This window comes from Candidatus Anaeroferrophillus wilburensis, assembly GCA_016934315.1.
Lineage (GTDB): Bacteria > Desulfobacterota > Anaeroferrophillalia > Anaeroferrophillales > Anaeroferrophillaceae > Anaeroferrophillus > Anaeroferrophillus wilburensis.
In genome coordinates, this window is the sequence record JAFGSY010000025.1 from 44,397 (window position 1) to 62,430 (window position 18,034).

An 18,034-nucleotide genomic window follows, 5' to 3' on the forward strand; every position below is an offset into this window, starting at 1 on the left:
AATGATTATGCCTTATGTGATGGACTCGCAACAACCGAAAAATCAATGGCACAGCAATAACCTCAACTAAACGAAAGACCCATGAATCCATCAGCGGTGGGCAAAAAACAACAACCATTGCCTAACTACGATTATGGTTGTGGCGTGCCATCGGGGTGCAAGCCGCACTCTTTGATCTTGGTCAGCAAGGTCTTATAACTGATTTTCAGATATTCGGCTGTTTTCACCCGGTTCCAACCGGTTTTAGCCAGCACTTTTTCGATAATCAGGCGTTCGGCCCGCCGGGCTGCCTCTTTCTCAAAAACTTTCAGCTCCTGTACCATATCATCGTCAACGGGGGCTATCTTGTGCCCCCGGCCAACTCTTTTTTTTGCCGAAATTTCTGAAATAGCCGGAGCCTCATCACCAAAAATGACAATTCTTTTAATCATGTTTTCCAGTTCGCGAACATTCCCGGGCCATTGGTAACTGAACAGCAGGCGCAGCAACCGGCGGCTCAAGCCCATTGTCTTTCGATTATACTGGCGGGAAAACTGATCCAAAAAGTATTCGGCAATATGGGGAATATCCTCCAGTCGATCTCGCAAAGGCGGCAGAAAAATCTCCACCACTTTCAAACGATAGTAGAGGTCCCGGCGGAACCTGCCGTTTTCCACCGCCTGCTCCAAGTCGAGGTTGGTGGCGGAAATAACCCGCATATCAGCCTGGATATCACGGTCGGAACCAAGGGGTGAAAAACTGCCATCCTGCAACACCTGCAGCAGTTTCGACTGCAGAACCGGATTGATCTCCCCGATCTCGTCAAGATAAATAGTTCCGCCACTGGCGGCTTCAAATTTGCCGATTTTTCGTTCCACGGCACCGGTAAACGCCCCCTTCTCATAGCCGAACAACTCACTTTCAACCAGCTCCAACGGAATAGTGGAACAGTTTACTTTAACAAAAGCAGCCTGGGACCTCAAGGAATGGGCATAGATCACTTTAGCCAGCAGGTCTTTGCCCGTTCCGCTCTCACCACGCAGCATAATGGGCACATCGGTTTCTGCAACCTGATCAACAATAGAACGGATCGGAACCATGGTCCGTGAACAGCCGAAAATCAGGTCATAAAGAGCGTACTCTTTCATCTGCGCCCGTTTGCTGCTGACCTCTCGGGACAGGGCCTTGCGATCCAGCACCTTTTGAATCCGGATTTTCAATTCATTGGCATCAAACGGCTTGCTGATAAAATCATCGGCCCCTGATTTCATAGCCTTGACCACAACATCAACGGAATCATGGACAGAAAGAGCAATGATCGGAATTTCCCGGTTAATGGCCCTGAAGGACTCAATAATTTCAACCCCGCCACTTTTCCGGGACGAGATATCAATAATGGCAAGGTCCGTATCCAGACTGCGCAACTGACTCAAAGCATCACCAACATCTCGAAAAGGAAACACCACAAAATCCGGTCGGCAGAGAATGGTTTCCACCAATCCCTGGACCACAGGATCATCAACCAGCAGGAGTAAACGGCAAGGGGAGGGAGACTGCTTCATGTGTCCTTAAATTTTACCTTATCCAAACCGCAGGCTTTCAGCTTATATAGAAAAGCCTTGTAGCTTACCTGCAGCATTCCAGCGGCTTTTTTCTTGTTGAAATTAGCCCGCTCAAGCATTTTCAACAGATAGCCACGCTCGTCAGCGGCAACCATCTCATTAACCACCTGGCGCAATGGCAACCTGTCGCTCTGGGCCAGCAGAAGATCAATATTGACCGTCGGCGACACATCATGCAGCAGCAATTCCGCCGACTGTTTTTTGCCGCCTTCTTCCTGCTGCCAGCCGGAACCACTGCCAAGGATAACAAATCGTCTCATCCAGTTTTCCAGCTCCCGCACATTTCCCGGCCAGTCATAGACCATCAGCTCATCGATGACCTTGTAGGAAATTTTCCGCTTTCTGCCATAGCGCTCATTATAACTCTTGAGAAAATAATCAACCAGCAAGGGGATATCATCAACTCTGTTTTTCAAAGATGGGACATAGATATTCACTACGTTCAGCCGGTAATACAGATCCGAGCGGAAAAATCCACGACCGATCTCCTCTTCCAGATTGCGGTTGGTAGCTACGAGAATCCGGCAACGCACCGGTATCTCCTGTGTTCCTCCCAACCGGCAGCATGTCCGATCCTGCAAAACCTGTAAAAGCTTGGTCTGCAGCGCCAGACTCATCTCGCCAATCTCATCAAGGAAAATACTGCCCCGGCCTGCCTGTTCAAATTTCCCCGGCTTATTGCGCAACGCCCCGGTAAAAGCACCCCGTTCAAAACCAAACAGTTCACTTTCGAGCAAGTTTTCCGGTAAAGCGGCACAATTAATTTTAACAAACGGACTGGAAGCCCGCTTTGACAGGAAGTGAATCCGGTTGGCAACCAGCTCTTTACCAACCCCCGTGTCGCCATGGATCAACACCGTCACATCCGTATCGGCAATCTGTTCGACAACCTCCTTGACTCTTTTCATCGATTCACTTTGGGAAATAATTTTGCGCAGCCCCCTATTGGGCAAGCGGGCCTGCAAATCCTCACGCTCATCTTTGAGCCGTTTTTCCGCCAGCACATTCTCGATGGTAATCAGCAGCTCACTGTTATCAAAGGGCTTTTTAACATAATCCCAAGCCCCGGCCTGCATGGCTTCAACCACCACATCTGAACGATCAAGAGCGGATAGCATGACCACCGGCAAATGGGGAAAACGCTTGGAAACCCGACGCAGCAATGTAACTCCGTCAATACCCGGCAGCATGATGTCAAGGAGAATCAGATCAAACTGGCCCTGCTCCAGCTTCTCCCAAGCCTGCTCGGCGTCATGGGCCATGCTGGCGCGAAAGCCGCTGCCCTCCAGTACGTTGACCAGACACGAGCAGATAATCTCCTCGTCATCGACCACCAGAACAGTATTTTTAGACTCTTTCTTCATCACCAACCATTAAGATAACTGCGGAAAAACACCCGGTTTGCGGCGGGCAGTTATTCAGCAACAAGACGCATAGGCAACATGAAAATAAACTTACTGCCCCGGGAGGTACGTTCAGCGCTAATCGTCCCACCGTGGCACTGAACAATTTTGCGGCTGATAGCCAACCCCAGTCCTGTACCTTCGCCATGGGTACTGGTGAAAAATTCATCAAAAACCACCTGGCTATTATCTGCTGGCACGCCGACACCGGTATCCTCCAGCGAAACGCTCACCCCTTTCACCGTTCTCGTGTCAGCCAGCGGCAGGACAGCTCCGGCAGCAGAAAACTGCTGCGTAAACGTGGAGCTGGCAACATCAATCACCTTCGTGCGCCAGGTAAGACTGCCGCCGGCAGGGGTAAATTTAATTGCATTATCCATCAGATTAACCAGCACCCGACCAATTTTTTCCCGATCAAACAGGAACGGCGTCATCCCCGCCTGCAGTTCGGTAATCACGGTAATCTTCTTTTTTTCCACCAGGGGCTGGAAATATTCAATCGTCCGATAAATTTCATCATTGATCAGCCAACGTTTGAGGCGGACATCCTGCTGGACGCACTTCAGTCGGCTATAGGTAAGAATATCATTGAGCAACGCCATCAGACGTTTGCTTGTCTTGTCCAGATCAACAATAATTTTCTGCCGCTTTTTTCCATAGCCGGCGGCATCGGCAGTCATAATCTGCAGGTAACTGTTGATCACCGTGATGGGATTTTTCAGTTCATGGACCAGGGAAGCGAAAAACGTGTCTTTCATCTTATCAAGGTGCAGCCTGCCGCTGATATCTCTGACGTAAAACTGCTGGGTCACCCCTTCAGCATCGGATACCCGGCAGCCGGTTACCTCTACTTTCACCGGCAGATTATGGAAATGTTTTAACTGTGTCTCAAAATGGAACTCCGGCAGGGTGCAGGCTTCCTCCTGTTCCCTCGCTTCCAGGTATTGGCAGGGAGTCATGATCTGCTGCCGGCCGGGCAGATCCAGCACGTCAGCAAGCACTATGTCGGAGGGGGGATCATCATAACCGGCCAACCGCCAGAATTGGGGATTGGCATAGTCGATAACACCATTTTTGACGGTGACAATGCCATCCGCAGCCTGTTCAACCAGAAACCGGTACCTCCTCTCCGAATCTGCCAGCCGGCGATAGCCTTTTGCCACTTCCTGCTCCAGGCGCTGATTGAACTGCTGCAATTCAATAATCAGCAGGGAATTCCTCAACGCTTTGGCAGCCTGGTCAGCCACCACTTCCAGAGAGCGCTGCAGCTGTTCATCGAAAACACCCTGTTGCGAATGGCTGAGGTTAATCCCGCCGAGCAGCTCATCACCATCAATGATCGGCACACACAACAGCGATTTAACAGTTATGGGAGATGAGGCAATCAGGAGAAAATCAGGGCTCTGGCCGGCATCTTCAACCAGGAAAGGACTTTTTTGCAGGGCCGCCCGGCCAAGGATTCCCTCACCCAAACGAAAATAACCGCTCTCATCCGACAATTCATCATGAAAAAAAACCGGCGAAGCATCCTGGCGACCCATGGCAGCTCGAAGATAAAGACTTTTCCTGGCTGCATCAATCACGTAGAGAGAACAGTTTTCCGCTACGGTTTCAGCAATGATGCCGCTGACAATCGTTTTACAAACCTGAGGAAAGTCATGGGTATGACGCAACGAACTGCCGACCCGATTAAGCAGGGGCAATTGCTTTTGGAGGTCAATACGGTGCTGCAAAGAATCCTCGCTGCCGGACATCCAACCGTGGAAGAGGAAAAAGCTTTCAAAAACATCCGGTTATCTACCATAAGAGGATAAAAATAGCAAAAAATTTCTCATCCACACATTTCATAAGTGGAAAATATTTACATAGCCCTGCCATGGGGCAATACCGGGCTGAACTGCTGCCAGGAACCACCTGCACCCATGTTCAGCGGCCTGTTGCCCCTTCCCTGGCGGTCCGCCATACAGGCAGAGGAAAAACCGAGACCTGGACCTAAAAGCTGGGGCTGGTGACTTCTGGAACAACCCCCACTACCCCGTTTAAGGTCACGTTACAATGAAAAATGGGGCTATGCAATCTTCGCGTCAACAGCGTTGACGTTACCCTAGGCAAACACACCATCAACAGGCGCCTGACAATCAGGACAGCAGCCATTTTCCAGCCGGTTTTTCCGGATGCTGAAACCATACCGTTCAATCAGCAGGCTGCCGCAGGCATGACAGGTGGTCGACTCCCCCCCTTCTCCGGGGCGATTACCCTCATACACATACCTCAGCCCGGTCTGCAACCCGATCTGACGGGCATGCCGCAGGGTGACCACTGGGGTCGGAGGAGCATCAGTCAGCTTGTAGGTTGGATAGAAACCGGTCACATGCCAGGGAATCGACGGTGAAACGGAAAAAACAAACTCCGCAATCCGGCCCAGTTCATCATCGCTATCATTGTAACCGGGAATAACAAGGGTGGTAATTTCGATCCAGACACCCAGGTCGTGCAGACGACGGATAGTATCCAGCACCGGCTGCAGACGGGCTCCGCAGACCTCACGGTAGAAGGTCTCACTGAAGCTTTTCACATCGATATTAATGGCATCGAGGAAAGGGGCAATGGCAGCAGCAGCCTCGGCGGTCATAAAACCATTGCTAACAAAAACATTTTTCAGCCCCCGGGCCCGGGCCTCGCAGGCTGTATCATAGGCAAGCTCGAAATAAACGGTGGGTTCAGTATAGGTGTAGGCAACCGTTTCACAACCAGACCGGAGCGCCGCCGCCACAATCTCCTGGGGACTTTTCTGTTCACCCAACAGAATATCACGATCATGGGGCATCTGGGAAATCTCATAATTCTGACAATGACGGCAGCGGAAGTTACAGCCGGGGGTGGCAATGGAATAGCTCAGACTGCCCGGCAGAACATGGTAAAGGGGCTTTTTTTCGATGGGATCGACATGGGAGGCAATAATCTTATCATAGACCAGGGAATACAAAACGCCATTGCGGTTTTCCCGAACCCCGCACACCCCCCGCTTACCGTCAGCCAGGCGACATTCATGGGCACAAAGATGGCATTTCACCCGGTTTTCAGCCAACTGTTCATACAGCATTGCTTCTTTCATACGGTTACCTCACGGACCACTGCCGCCTCGTCAACCAGCAGTTGTTTGCCTTTGTTTTATCTTTTGTCTTTTACCTTATGCCCCAAAAGCCTAACCGGATTATGCGCCCTTGTCAACATTGCCCCTCTCCTCGCCACCAGCCGCCACATCCACGTCCGATGCCGGTTCACACCGGCAGCAGACAGTCATATCCATCTCATTTCATACGCTTTTTTCCCGTTTTCTCCGGTGGCAGCGACATGAGACAACGAAGGGAAAACGGTTTTCTATTGCATTCCCAGCCTGTTTACGTTATGTATTTGAGCCAATAATTTTCATTAAAGGAGTTATCTATGGCAACGATCAGAAAAGCCCTGATCAGCGTTTCCGACAAGGAAGGAATCGTTGATTTTGCCAGGGGTTTGACAAACTACAATGTTGATATTCTCTCAACCGGCGGCACGGCAAAACTGCTACGGGATCAAGGAATTTCGGTCACTGACGTTTCAGAGTACACCGGCTTTCCTGAGATGCTGGACGGCCGGGTCAAAACCCTGCATCCGAAAGTCCACGGGGGCCTGCTGGGACGGCGGGACCTGCCGCAACATCGGGAAAAAATGGCCGCCCATGGTATCGACCCCATTGATCTGGTGGTTGTCAATCTTTATCCCTTTGAAGCAACCGTTGCCAAGCCGGACTGTTCGTTTGCAGATGCAATTGAAAATATCGACATTGGCGGTCCCACCATGCTGCGATCGGCGGCCAAAAATTTCCGCGATGTGACGGTTGTCATTGATCCTGACGACTACCGAGCAGTGCTGGATGAGATGAAGGCGGAAAACGGCGGGGTTTCGTCAACGACCAATTTCCGGTTGGCAAAGAAAGTCTTTCAGGCCACGGCACGTTATGACGCTGCCATCTCAAACTACCTCGGCACCTATCCGGAACTTGACTGCCAACCGGAAGACCGGCTGGTTTTTCCCGAAACATTCACCTATCAGGGATTGAAGGTCCAGGACCTTCGTTACGGCGAAAATCCACACCAGAAAGCGGCATTTTACCACGACCTGGCCGTCACCGAACCCTGCATCGGCAGTGCCATCCAGTTACAAGGCAAGGAGCTCTCCTTCAATAACATTCTCGACAGCAACGCCGCCTTTGAACTGGTAAAGGAATTCTCCACCACCGCGGCCGTGGTCATCAAACATAACAATCCGTGCGGTGCAGCCCAGTCGCCGGACGGCAACCTGGTGGAAGCCTATTGCCAGGCACGGGCCTGCGATCCGGTGTCGGCCTTTGGCGGCATTGCCGCGTTCAACATTCCCGTTGATCGGGAAACGGCTGAAGAGATTGCCAGCACGTTCATGGAAGCGGTCATCGCCCCTGATTATTCTCCCGAGGCACTGGCCGTACTCGGCAAAAAAGATGCCTTGCGGCTGCTCAAGGCCCCCTTGGGAGCAAAGGCTGGCAGTGGCAGACTGGAATTCAAAAAGGTGGTCGGCGGTTTACTGCTTCAAGATCGCGATCTGCTGCTGACCCCGCCATCAGAATGGCGGACGGTTTCCCAGCGCCAGCCTAGCGAACAGGAATTGGTCGACCTTCTTTTTGCCTGGAAAATCAGCAAGCATGTAAAATCCAATGCCATCGTCTTTGCCCGGCATAATCAACTGGTGGGCGTTGGGGCGGGGCAGATGAGTCGGGTAGATTCGGTCAACATCGCGGTCATGAAAGCTCTGAGCGACACTGCCGGCACGGTGGTTGGCTCGGATGCCTTTTTTCCTTTCCGGGATGGCATCGATGCAGCAGCCAAAGCCGGTGCTACGGCCATCATTCAACCCGGCGGATCAGCCCGCGATGATGAAGCCATTGCGGCGGTCAACGAGCATAATATGGCAATGGTCTTTACCGGAACTCGGCATTTCAAGCATTAGGATTATGCTGCACCCATCTTGTGCGGCACGAACTAGCACTGTGACCTTTTCACCGGCACCATGGATCTGCCGGTAAAAATCTATTGCTAACCATACTTCCGGAAAAGGGGATAAAGATGAAAATTCTTGTCGTTGGCGGTGGAGGCCGGGAACATGCACTGATCTGGAAAATTGCCCAGAGCAACAAGGTGTCACGTATCTTCTGTGCCCCCGGCAACGCCGGAATTGCTCAGCTGGCGACATGCCTCCCCATCAAGGCAAATGACATTGATGGTTTGTTGAAATTTGCCCTGGAAGAGGAGATCAGTCTGACAGTTGTCGGCCCGGAAAAACCCCTCACCGAAGGGATAGTGGATCGGTTCAGCGAACACAATCTGAAAATTTTCGGCCCCAGTAAGCTGGCGGCGGAAATTGAAGGCAGTAAAACGTTCTGCAAAAACCTGCTGCAGCAATACAACATCCCCAGCGGCTACTTTGCTTCATTCGATAACATTGATGATGCCATTGAGTATATCTATAGCAAAGGGGCTCCCATAGTGGTGAAGGCCGATGGCCTGGCAGCCGGCAAAGGGGTGGTGGTGGCCCAGACGGTGGAGGAAGCAGAAGATGCCGTCCATATGATCATGCGCAAAAAAGCCTTTGGTGAAGCGGGCAACAGAGTGGTTATCGAAGAGTTTCTCGAAGGAGAGGAAGCCTCTTTTCTGGTTTTCACCGATGGTGACATTGTCATTCCCATGGTTACCTCTCAGGACCACAAACCGATCTTTGACGGTGATCGGGGGCCGAATACCGGCGGCATGGGAGCCTATTCACCCGCACCGGTGATTACTGACGGCCTTTTCCGCCGGATCATGAATGATATTATGATTCCCACCGTCAAAGGGATGGCTGCTGAAGGAAGAAAATATCGCGGAGTGCTCTATGCCGGCCTGATGATCAAGGAGGGTATCCCACGGGTGCTTGAGTTCAATGCCCGGTTCGGCGACCCCGAAGCTCAGCCGCTGCTCATGCGACTGAAAAGTGATCTGGTACCTATTCTTGAAGCCTGCATCACCGGCCACCTGGCAAAAACCATGGTTGCCTGGGATGAACGGCCGGCGGTCTGTGTAGTCATGGCTTCTGAAGGCTACCCGGGCTCCTATGAAAAGGGCAGAGTGATCACCGGGCTCAGCACAGCTGAAGACCTTGACGACGTGATGGTTTTTCATGCCGGCACCACCATGAATGAAGAAGGACAAGTGGTCAATAATGGTGGTCGGGTTCTGGGGGTTACCGCCCTTGGACCAACAATTCCCAAAGCCATTAACCTCTGTTACCGGACGGTTGAAAAGATCTCCTGGCCTGGCGCTCAGTACCGCAAGGATATTGGTCAAAAGGCCTTGAAAAGGCTGAGGTAGCGTTCACTTTCCATTCACTGCCAAAAAGGCAACCTTTCAACCCCTAGGCCCGCAGAATAGACCAATGACTGACATCTATAATGTTCTGATTATTATGGGCAGTGATTCCGACTGGGAGATAATGGCTGAAGCCTCCCGCATCCTGCGGCAGTTTTCCGTCCCCCATCTGACCAGGGTCACCTCTGCTCACCGAACGCCCGAACGAACCGTAACCCTGGTTAATGAAGCAGCAAAAAAGGGCTGCCAGGTCATCATTGCCGGGGCCGGCGCCGCCGCGCATCTGGCCGGAGTTGTGGCCGCCCATACCACCCTGCCGGTAATCGGGGTCCCGCTCAATGCCACCTCCCTCCAGGGCATGGACGCCCTGCTGGCCACGGTTCAAATGCCGGCCGGAATTCCGGTGGCAACAATGGCCATCGGTAAGGCGGGAGCCACCAACAGTGCCCTGCTGGCAATCCAGATCCTGGCTTTGGCAGACAAGCGCCTTGCGGCAGACCTGCTGGCCTATCGACAAACCATGGTTGCTACCGTAGAAACAAAAGACAAAAAACTCCAGCAACAGATTAATTGCATATAAAAACTATCTCCGGGCATTCATGAAGAACATTGTCTACCCCTTCCCGGCTGGCCGGGAAGGGGTTTTTCTCAAACAGATCCGCCAGGCCATCATTGATAGCAAGCTGCTGATTTTCCCCACTGAAACATTTTACGGACTTGGCGGCAACGCCCTCAACAAGCAAGTAGCGAATGCCGTTTTTCAACTGAAAGGTCGTCAGCAACACAAACCGTTTCCCGTGCTGATTGCCGGCTTACCGATGCTCTTATCCCTGGCAACCGAAATCACCCCCCTGGCTCAGAAACTTATGGAGCGCTGCTGGCCTGGACCTTTAACCCTTATCTTTGCTGCCCGACCGGGCCTACCGGCTGGAGTGGTGAGCGTTGAGCAAAAAATTGCCGTTCGGGTCTCTTCCCACCCTCTTGTCCAGCAGCTTTTCCAAAAGCTTGAGGTCCCCCTGATCGCCACCAGTGCCAACCTGAGTGCGGCACCGGCGGTCTCGTCGTTCACCGACCTCAGCTCCGGGCTGGTTAACCAGATTGATTTGGCCATTAACGGTGGCAGGTGTCCGGGAGAACAGCCATCGACCATTATTGATGTTTCCGAACCACTTCCCCGCCTGATTAGGGCGGGCACCATACCCTTTTCAGACAGCTTATACCGATGACGACTCTTATCCATGGCATCCCGATTGCCAACCCCCAGGCTGTTGCCCTCTTCTCCACCGGCCTTGACAGCATTTTGGCAGTCAAGGTATTGCAACGGCAACACCTTGCCGTCCAGGGGCTTTATTTTACTACACCATTTTTCAACAATGACATCAGGGGACGGGAGGATGAATTTATCAGGCTGATCAAGCAACGCTACCGGATCCCCCTATGTGTTGTCGACATCAGCAGTGACTTCCTCACCTTGCTGGAGGCACCACCCCATGGCTACGGGAAAAATTTCAATCCCTGCATTGACTGCAAAATACTCATGGTCCAAAAAGCAAAAACCTATGCCAAACAGTGGGGCGCCGGCTGTATTGTCACCGGTGAAGTTCTGGGACAGCGGCCCTTTTCCCAACGGCGGGATACCATGCGGATCATTGAACGGGATTCCGACACCGACGGCATGCTCCTGCGGCCGCTCTCAGCCCGGCTGCTCAAGGAAACAGTGGCCGAACAGACGGGTCTGGTCGATCGTACCCTCCTCTATGACTTTTCCGGCCGCGGCCGCAAACAACAGCTGATGCTGGCTGCTGAACTGGGAATAACCGATTTCCCGACCCCGGCCGGTGGCTGCCTGCTTACAGACCCGGCCTTTGCCCGACGGATACAATCGCTCTATGCCGCCGGCCACCAACCGGCTGCCCGTGAAGTAGAGGTATTGAAATATGGCCGTTTCTACCCATTCGCGGCTGGAACGTTTCTGGCGGTCGGCAGAAATAAAAACGAAAACCAGCAACTACTCTCCTTGGCCACGGCCGCTGATATCATCCTTAAACTTGTAGAAATGCCCGGGCCGGTGGGATTCTTCACCGGTGACCACCTGCAGCTGCAACAAGCTGGAGCTTTGCTGGTCCAGCACAGCAAAGCCAGAAATCAACCGGAAGTGACGATCTCCTGGACACAAGGAAAAACATCCGGTCGCTTCCGTCTTTCACCCTTACGACCGGAAACGGCAGAAGCATCTTGAGTGCAACCTTCTCCCAATAGCCACTTTCGCTGACATTGCCATCGTATGCCTGAATGAATCAACCGGTGCTCCCCCATGGGACACCCATCATTACCTGCAACAATCCAGACCAACTGAGGATCATTCATGCCGAATAACACCACCTCCCGGCCAGCCAAACTTACCCCCATGCTCCGGCAATACCTGCAAATCAAAAAGGAGCATCCAGATAAAATTCTCTTTTACCGGATGGGTGATTTCTACGAGATGTTTTTTGATGATGCGATCCAAGCTGCCAAGCTTTTGAAGATAACCCTCACCAGCCGTAATAAAAAGGATGACCACCCCATACCCATGTGCGGGTTTCCCCACCATGCCGCCGGCGAATATCTCTCCATCCTCACTGCCGCCGGTTGCAAGGTCGCCATCTGTGACCAGATGGAGGACCCCAAAGAAGCCAAAGGGCTGGTCAAGAGGGAGGTTACCAAAGTCATCACGCCGGGGATCAGCTTTGAAGAACATGCCCTGGCAGCCGACCAGCACAACTATCTGGCCGCCGTAGCCCTTGATCATGAGATATTCGGCCTGGCAACTCTGGATATTACCACCGGTTCATTCCAGGCAACGGAAACCGCCACGCTCAATGAACTGCTGGATGAACTGGCAAAAGTCTCCCCCCGGGAACTGTTGCTGGCAGAAGATCATGCGGATCACCCCTGGCAGTTGACCCTGACCAGAGAATTCCCCGATCTTCACTTGACCAGAAAAGCGCTCTACCCCACCTTTCATCATGATGCCGCTAGGGAACGCCTGTGCCAGCAGTTCAACACCCTTTCCCTCGACGGTTTCGGCGCTCGGGAACTTAGAGCCGGCATCATGGCCGCCGGCGCCGCGCTGGCCTACGTCCAGGAAACCCAGAGGCAGCAGCCTCTGGCGCATATCAATCGGTTACAGGTCTACCATACTTCCAGTTACATGCATCTTGACAAACAGACAATCATTAACCTGGAACTGCTACACACCATTCATGAACGGAAAAAAAACGGCAGCCTTTTTGGACTCCTCGACCGCTGCCAGACAGCCATGGGCAGCCGGCTGTTAAAACAATGGCTGCTCTATCCCCTGCTTGTGCAAGAAAAGATTGAGCGCCGCCTTGATGCGATCCAGCTGCTGGTGGAAGAAAAAATCAGCCGCCATAAACTGCAGGAAAAACTGAAGCAGATTTATGATCTTGAGCGCCTCGGAGGCAAACTTGCCTCGCTCAACGCCAACGGCCGCGACCTTATTAGCCTGAAGGATTCCCTCGCCATCGTTCCCCGGATCAAATCCCTGCTGACGGAAACGGCAGGACTGCCGCCAATGCTGGAGGACATTGTCACCGGCCTCCATGAACTGGCACCACTGATCCTGGCCATTGAAACAACCCTGCTTGAAGATCAACCGATCAGCATCAAGGAGGGGAATCTTATCAGGCCCGGGATCAACACCGATCTTGATGACCTGAAGCTGATCAGGAGCCGGGGTCGTGAATGGATTCTCCAGCTGGAGCGGGAGGAGAAGGAGCGGACAGGAATCAACGGCTTGAAGATCCGCTATAACCGGGTATTCGGCTATTACATCGAGGTTACCCACCGCAACCGCGACTTGGTGCCGGTCAATTACCTGCGCAAGCAGACCCTCGCCAATGCCGACCGCTACATCACCCCAACATTGAAGGAGTATGAGGAAAAGATTATTGGCGCGGAGGAAAAAATTGTCGCGCTGGAATATGAACTTTTTTGCGACCTTCGCCGGCAGGCGGCGGCCGAAGTGGAACAGATTCAGCACAACTCCCTGCAACTGGCAATGCTTGACTGCCTCACCAGTCTGGCGGAGGTCGCCGATGAGCAGGACTATTGCCGGCCGGTTATTGACGCTTCCCGCCAGGCACTGCAGATTACCGATGGCCGCCATCCCACCATTGAGGCGATCAACCGGCAGGAACGGTTTATCCCCAATGACTGCAGTCTTGATGGCGGCAAAGAACAGATATGGATCATCACCGGGCCCAACATGGCCGGCAAATCAACCTTTCTCCGCCAGAATGGCGTTATCGCCCTTATGGCTCAGATAGGCAGCTACATCCCTGCTACGGGGGCAACCATGCCGATTTTTGACCAGATTTTCACTCGGGTGGGAGCAGCCGACAACCTCAGCCGCGGCCTGTCAACCTTTATGGTTGAAATGACTGAAACTGCCCAGATCATCAACAATGCAACGGTAAAAAGTCTGATCATTCTGGATGAAATCGGCCGGGGAACCAGCACCTTTGACGGCGTCAGTATCGCCTGGGCGGTGGCTGAACACATTCATGACCACACTGCCGGCTTAACGCTATTTGCCACCCACTACCATGAACTCACCGAACTGGCACTGACCAAAAAAAGAATCAAAAACTATAATGTTGCCATCAAACAACAGGATGACGGCATTGTTTTTCTCCGGCAGATACTGCCGGGAGCCACCAACCGCAGCTACGGTATCGAGGTGGCCAAACTAGCCGGGCTGCCGGCATCGCTGATAAGCCGGGCACAGAAAATCCTTGCCAATCTTGAACAGGCAGAGTTTTCCGCCGAGGGTCAACCGCGGCCAGCGGGAATCAGTGAACCGGCAGTCGCCGAACCGACCTCCTATCTGCCCATGCTGGAACCCTTTACCTCTGAAATTCCTTTCGATCTGGAAGCTGTCGAACAGGCCCGGCAACTGCTCAAAAAAACGGATATCAACCGCACCACACCAATAAGGGCACTGACTATTCTGGATAAGATAAAACAATTGCTGTGAGGAAAAAGCTTTTGCGACCATGATCAGCGCTTTTGCGGTCGTGGTTTTTTTGCAAAAGCTCTCAACAATCATGATGAACTTGCCAACAACGGTAAAAAGCGTTGAAAACCGGATGGCACTGTAACAACTGATGCGAGGCGGGCTTGTGCCTTAAGGATGCAAAGCCTAAGGCATGAGGTATACAGAAGAGACGCCGCAATGAAGTAGGTTACAACTTAATGAAGAAGATGGAGTTGTTACAAAACCATTAATCATGGAATCCGCGGACAACAACAAACAGGGGAAGGAGCTACAGAAGGGAATGGGACGTTATGGGCTCTTCAGGGCCTCACGACTGGCTTTTTCTTCTTTTGCCAGGGTGGCAAAATCATATTTCTCCAGATTTTCCACCAGGACCCGCTGAATAGCTGCCAAATGAGTCCGGATGGAACAAAAGGTCATCCGGTCACACTCATTGAAACCATCGAGGCAGATATTTAAGGAAATGTTCCCTTCCACGGCCTCAATAACATCTTTAAGGGTCAGGGAGGCAGCATTTCTGGTGAGAGAATAACCGCCTTTTTTCCCACGATGGGAGATAACAATACCAGCCCGGCTTAAACTCTGAAAAATACGGGCCAGAAAACCTACGGGAATGGTCATCTCACGGGCAATTTCAGGAATCACAACGACAGCACCCTCCGGCTGCATGGCCATATACACAACCCCACGGATGGCATAATCTGCTGCTCTGGTAAGCTTCATACGATAACCGAACCTTTTTAATTATTTTTGTCCAAACTACAAAAGAAAAACATAAATGTCAAGGATAAAAATATGCTTTTCATAACCTCTCGCAATCACAAACCATAATCGTTACGATCGGTTCAGCTCGTATAAATACAATAATCCGTCAAGGGTCAACAATTCATCCACCTGATCAATGGTAGCTGTTTCCCTGGCAATCAAAGGAGCCAAACCACCGGTGGCAATCACCAGCGGCTCGGTTTGCAATTCATGGGAAATTCGACTTACCAGTCCCTCCACCAGCGACAGATAACCATAGACAATACCTGACTGCATGCTGTGCACCGTGTTTTTGCCCACCACCTCCCGCGGGCGAATCATCTCCACCCGCGGCAATTTTGAAGCCCGCTGGAATAATGCTTCAATGGAAATCTGCAAACCGGGAGCAATGATACCGCCAAGGTATTCACCCTTGGCAGAAACACAGTCAAAAGTAGTGGCCGTACCAAAATCTATCACCACCAGCGACTGTTTGTGCTGCTGATAGGCAGCCACGGCATTGACAATCCGATCAGCACCGATCTCCCGGGGGTTATCCAGCATGATCGGCATGCCGGTCTTGATTCCCGGTCCCACCACCAGCGGTTTTAGATGCAGATATTTTTTGGCCATACTGACCATCAGATCCAGCATGGGCGGCACGACACAAGCAAGACTCATCCCCCTGATCTCTGATGAATTGATGGAACTGTATGAAAAAAGGTTATTAAACAGGATGCCGTATTCATCCTCGGTACGGGAAAAATTGGTTGCCACCCGCCAGCTGCGGATCAGCTGCCGATCCCGGAACAAACCGAGGACCGTATTGGTATTGCCCACATCAACAACAAGAATCATCTTCTCTACTCACCTTTCTTCATATGATCCATTGCTACAATTGTTGCCTCACCAGCCGCCACCTGTCGGCAGCAACCATGATCATCAGTAACGAGCAGGCAACCCTGCGCATCAATTCCTTCCGCAGTTCCCTCAATGATGGCACCACCAACATCGACTGCAACCCGTTTGCCGGTCAGATAACAATGGCTGGCAAGATAGTGGTGGAGCTGCCCGGAAAATCCGCCATGAACATAGCGTCCATACCAGACATCCACCTGGCGCAACAGGTTCTCCAGAACACTGACCAGCGAAAACTGCCTTCCCGCCGCCTGGCGCATGGAGGTAACCGTTGGTTGCAAGGGTTCAGGAAAATCATTCCTTTCACAATTGACATTAAGACCGATGCCGACAACAACAAAATCAACCGCAGAACCCCTGATGCTGGCTTCCGCCAGGATACCGGCCATTTTTTGCCGGCCACAGTAGATGTCATTAGGCCATTTCAGCCATAAGTCCGCAACATCGTCCTGAAGACTGGAAAGCACCCCGCCGGCCGCCACCAACGACAACAGGGGCACTTTATCAGCCGGCAGTGGGGGACGTAAAACCAGGGAAAAAGCCAAGTTGGTATCAGGAGGGGAAATCCACCAACGCCCCCGGCGCCCCCGACCGCCGGTCTGCTGATCGGCCACCACCACGAGACCATGCTCCGCCCCCTGAACGGCCTGCTGCCAGGCGTAGCTGTTGGTGGAATCAACCGTTGGCAGATGAATTCTCCGGCAACCAATCATGATAAACTCGTAACAACTGGCAAAAAACTTTGAAAACCGGATGGCACAGTAACAGCTCCATATTTGAGGTAAGCAAAACCTGAGGAATGAGGCATACAGAAGGTACGCCGCAGTGACGAAGGTTGCAGCTTAACGAAGAAGATGGAGTTGTTACGAAGCCATCAATCATTCCCGGACCGACCGGCACAGCCCCGGTCTCATTCCTGGCTGAATACCGTCCATGATGGAAAAGGATCCGTCTTCAGCCATGGTCGCAGGAAACAATGTTCATACTGATATCGATGGCCCGGGCCGAATGGGTCAATGCACCCACCGAGATAAAATCAACACCGGTGGCAGCCACCGGAGCTATTGTGTCCAGGGTGATGCCCCCCGAGGCTTCCAGCAATACTCCGGGGTAGGACTGCCGGGTGCTGTCGACTGCCTGTTGCATCAATTCGACCGCCATATTGTCAAGCAGAATAATCTCCGCCCCGGCCCGGCACGCCTCCTCCAGTTGTTCCAGATTCTCAACCTCAACCTCGACCCGCAACGTGTGTGGAGCAAGCCGGCGGGCCTGCTGCACCGCCTTGGTGATGGAACCGGCCGCCTTGATGTGATTATCCTTAATCATAATCCCGTCAAAAAGGCCCATCCGGTGATTTTTGCCACCCCCCACCTGAACAGCATATTTCTCCAACGTCCGCCAGCCGGGGGTGGTCTTGCGAGTATCGACAACCGCAGCGTGAAACTCGGCAATCCGGTCGACATACTGCCGGGTGAGGGTGGCGATGCCGCTTAAATGCTGGAAAAAATTGAGCGCCACCCGCTCGCCCATCAGCAGGGAAGCACTGCAACCGGTTACTCGGGCAACATCGGTTCCCCTATCAACCGGATCCCCTTCACAAACCAGAAAGTCAATCTTCAGGGAAGCATCAAGGGTGCGATACACCAACGCCATCATTTCCAACCCGGCAACCACCGCGTTCTCCTTGAAGGTCAGCGTTGCGGTTGCTGTTGAACCGGCCGGAACAGTGGTCAAAGTCGTCATATCGCCGCTGCCGAGATCTTCTGCCAGGGCCAATTTTATCAGCTGCTCGGTGGTAAACATCATCCCTCCTTTACTGCTGCGCTCAGTCAACCATGGCGAGCCTCAACCAGCCGTCGGCGGAGCAAAACTTTTCGCTTGCGAAAC

14 protein-coding genes are annotated in these 18,034 nt (G+C 52.5%); 6 read left to right on the forward strand and 8 right to left on the reverse strand.

The window, feature by feature from the left end:
- Positions 1-131: 131 nt before the first annotated feature.
- The 4 genes from JXO50_06035 to amrS form a co-directional block, all read right to left on the reverse strand.
- Positions 132-1,541, reverse strand: a complete 1,410-nt coding sequence (locus JXO50_06035) for a sigma-54-dependent Fis family transcriptional regulator (GenBank protein MBN2332648.1) — start codon at positions 1,539-1,541, stop codon at positions 132-134.
- The gene (locus JXO50_06040) at positions 1,538-2,965 is read right to left on the reverse strand and encodes a sigma-54-dependent Fis family transcriptional regulator (GenBank protein MBN2332649.1); all 1,428 of its coding nucleotides are present in this window, start codon (positions 2,963-2,965) and stop codon (positions 1,538-1,540) included. The genes JXO50_06035 and JXO50_06040 overlap by 4 nt, the downstream gene beginning before the upstream one ends.
- 50 nt (positions 2,966-3,015) lie before the next feature.
- Positions 3,016-4,758 (reverse strand): GAF domain-containing protein, encoded by a 1,743-nt coding sequence (locus JXO50_06045; GenBank protein MBN2332650.1) that lies wholly within the window; start codon positions 4,756-4,758, stop codon positions 3,016-3,018.
- Positions 4,759-5,108: 350 nt separating this feature from the next.
- Entirely contained in the window at positions 5,109-6,119 is a 1,011-nt protein-coding gene (gene amrS, locus JXO50_06050) for an AmmeMemoRadiSam system radical SAM enzyme (protein MBN2332651.1), read from the reverse strand.
- Between the two features lie 332 nt (positions 6,120-6,451).
- Here amrS and purH point away from each other — a divergent pair, with 332 nt between their 5' ends.
- The 6 genes from purH (at position 6,452) to mutS (ending at position 14,464) form a co-directional block, all read left to right on the forward strand.
- Positions 6,452-8,029, forward strand: a complete 1,578-nt coding sequence (gene purH, locus JXO50_06055; protein ID MBN2332652.1) for a bifunctional phosphoribosylaminoimidazolecarboxamide formyltransferase/IMP cyclohydrolase — start codon at positions 6,452-6,454, stop codon at positions 8,027-8,029.
- Between the two features lie 116 nt (positions 8,030-8,145).
- The gene (gene purD, locus JXO50_06060) at positions 8,146-9,426 is read left to right on the forward strand and encodes a phosphoribosylamine--glycine ligase (protein ID MBN2332653.1); all 1,281 of its coding nucleotides are present in this window, start codon (positions 8,146-8,148) and stop codon (positions 9,424-9,426) included.
- 64 nt (positions 9,427-9,490) lie between these two features.
- Positions 9,491-10,003 (forward strand): 5-(carboxyamino)imidazole ribonucleotide mutase, encoded by a 513-nt coding sequence (gene purE / locus JXO50_06065; GenBank protein MBN2332654.1) that lies wholly within the window; start codon positions 9,491-9,493, stop codon positions 10,001-10,003.
- Between the two features lie 19 nt (positions 10,004-10,022).
- Positions 10,023-10,649: a threonylcarbamoyl-AMP synthase gene (locus tag JXO50_06070; GenBank protein ID MBN2332655.1), complete on the forward strand. Its 627-nt coding sequence runs from the start codon at positions 10,023-10,025 to the stop codon at positions 10,647-10,649.
- Positions 10,646-11,662: a thiamine biosynthesis protein gene (locus tag JXO50_06075; protein ID MBN2332656.1), complete on the forward strand. Its 1,017-nt coding sequence runs from the start codon at positions 10,646-10,648 to the stop codon at positions 11,660-11,662. Before JXO50_06070 ends, JXO50_06075 begins: the two co-directional genes overlap by 4 nt.
- 126 nt (positions 11,663-11,788) lie before the next feature.
- Entirely contained in the window at positions 11,789-14,464 is a 2,676-nt protein-coding gene (mutS, locus tag JXO50_06080; GenBank protein ID MBN2332657.1) for a DNA mismatch repair protein MutS, read from the forward strand.
- A gap of 309 nt (positions 14,465-14,773) precedes the next feature.
- Here the strand turns inward: mutS and JXO50_06085 are convergent, their stop codons facing one another.
- The 4 genes from JXO50_06085 to nadC form a co-directional block, all read right to left on the reverse strand.
- Positions 14,774-15,208, reverse strand: a complete 435-nt coding sequence (locus tag JXO50_06085; protein ID MBN2332658.1) for an Rrf2 family transcriptional regulator — start codon at positions 15,206-15,208, stop codon at positions 14,774-14,776.
- A gap of 111 nt (positions 15,209-15,319) precedes the next feature.
- Entirely contained in the window at positions 15,320-16,087 is a 768-nt protein-coding gene (locus JXO50_06090) for a type III pantothenate kinase (GenBank protein ID MBN2332659.1), read from the reverse strand.
- A gap of 5 nt (positions 16,088-16,092) precedes the next feature.
- A complete protein-coding gene (locus JXO50_06095) occupies positions 16,093-16,860 on the reverse strand; it encodes a biotin--[acetyl-CoA-carboxylase] ligase (GenBank protein ID MBN2332660.1) in 768 nt (255 codons plus the stop codon).
- Positions 16,861-17,101: 241 nt separating this feature from the next.
- Positions 17,102-17,953, reverse strand: a complete 852-nt coding sequence (gene nadC / locus JXO50_06100) for a carboxylating nicotinate-nucleotide diphosphorylase (protein ID MBN2332661.1) — start codon at positions 17,951-17,953, stop codon at positions 17,102-17,104.
- Between the last annotated feature and the right edge of the window lie 81 nt (positions 17,954-18,034).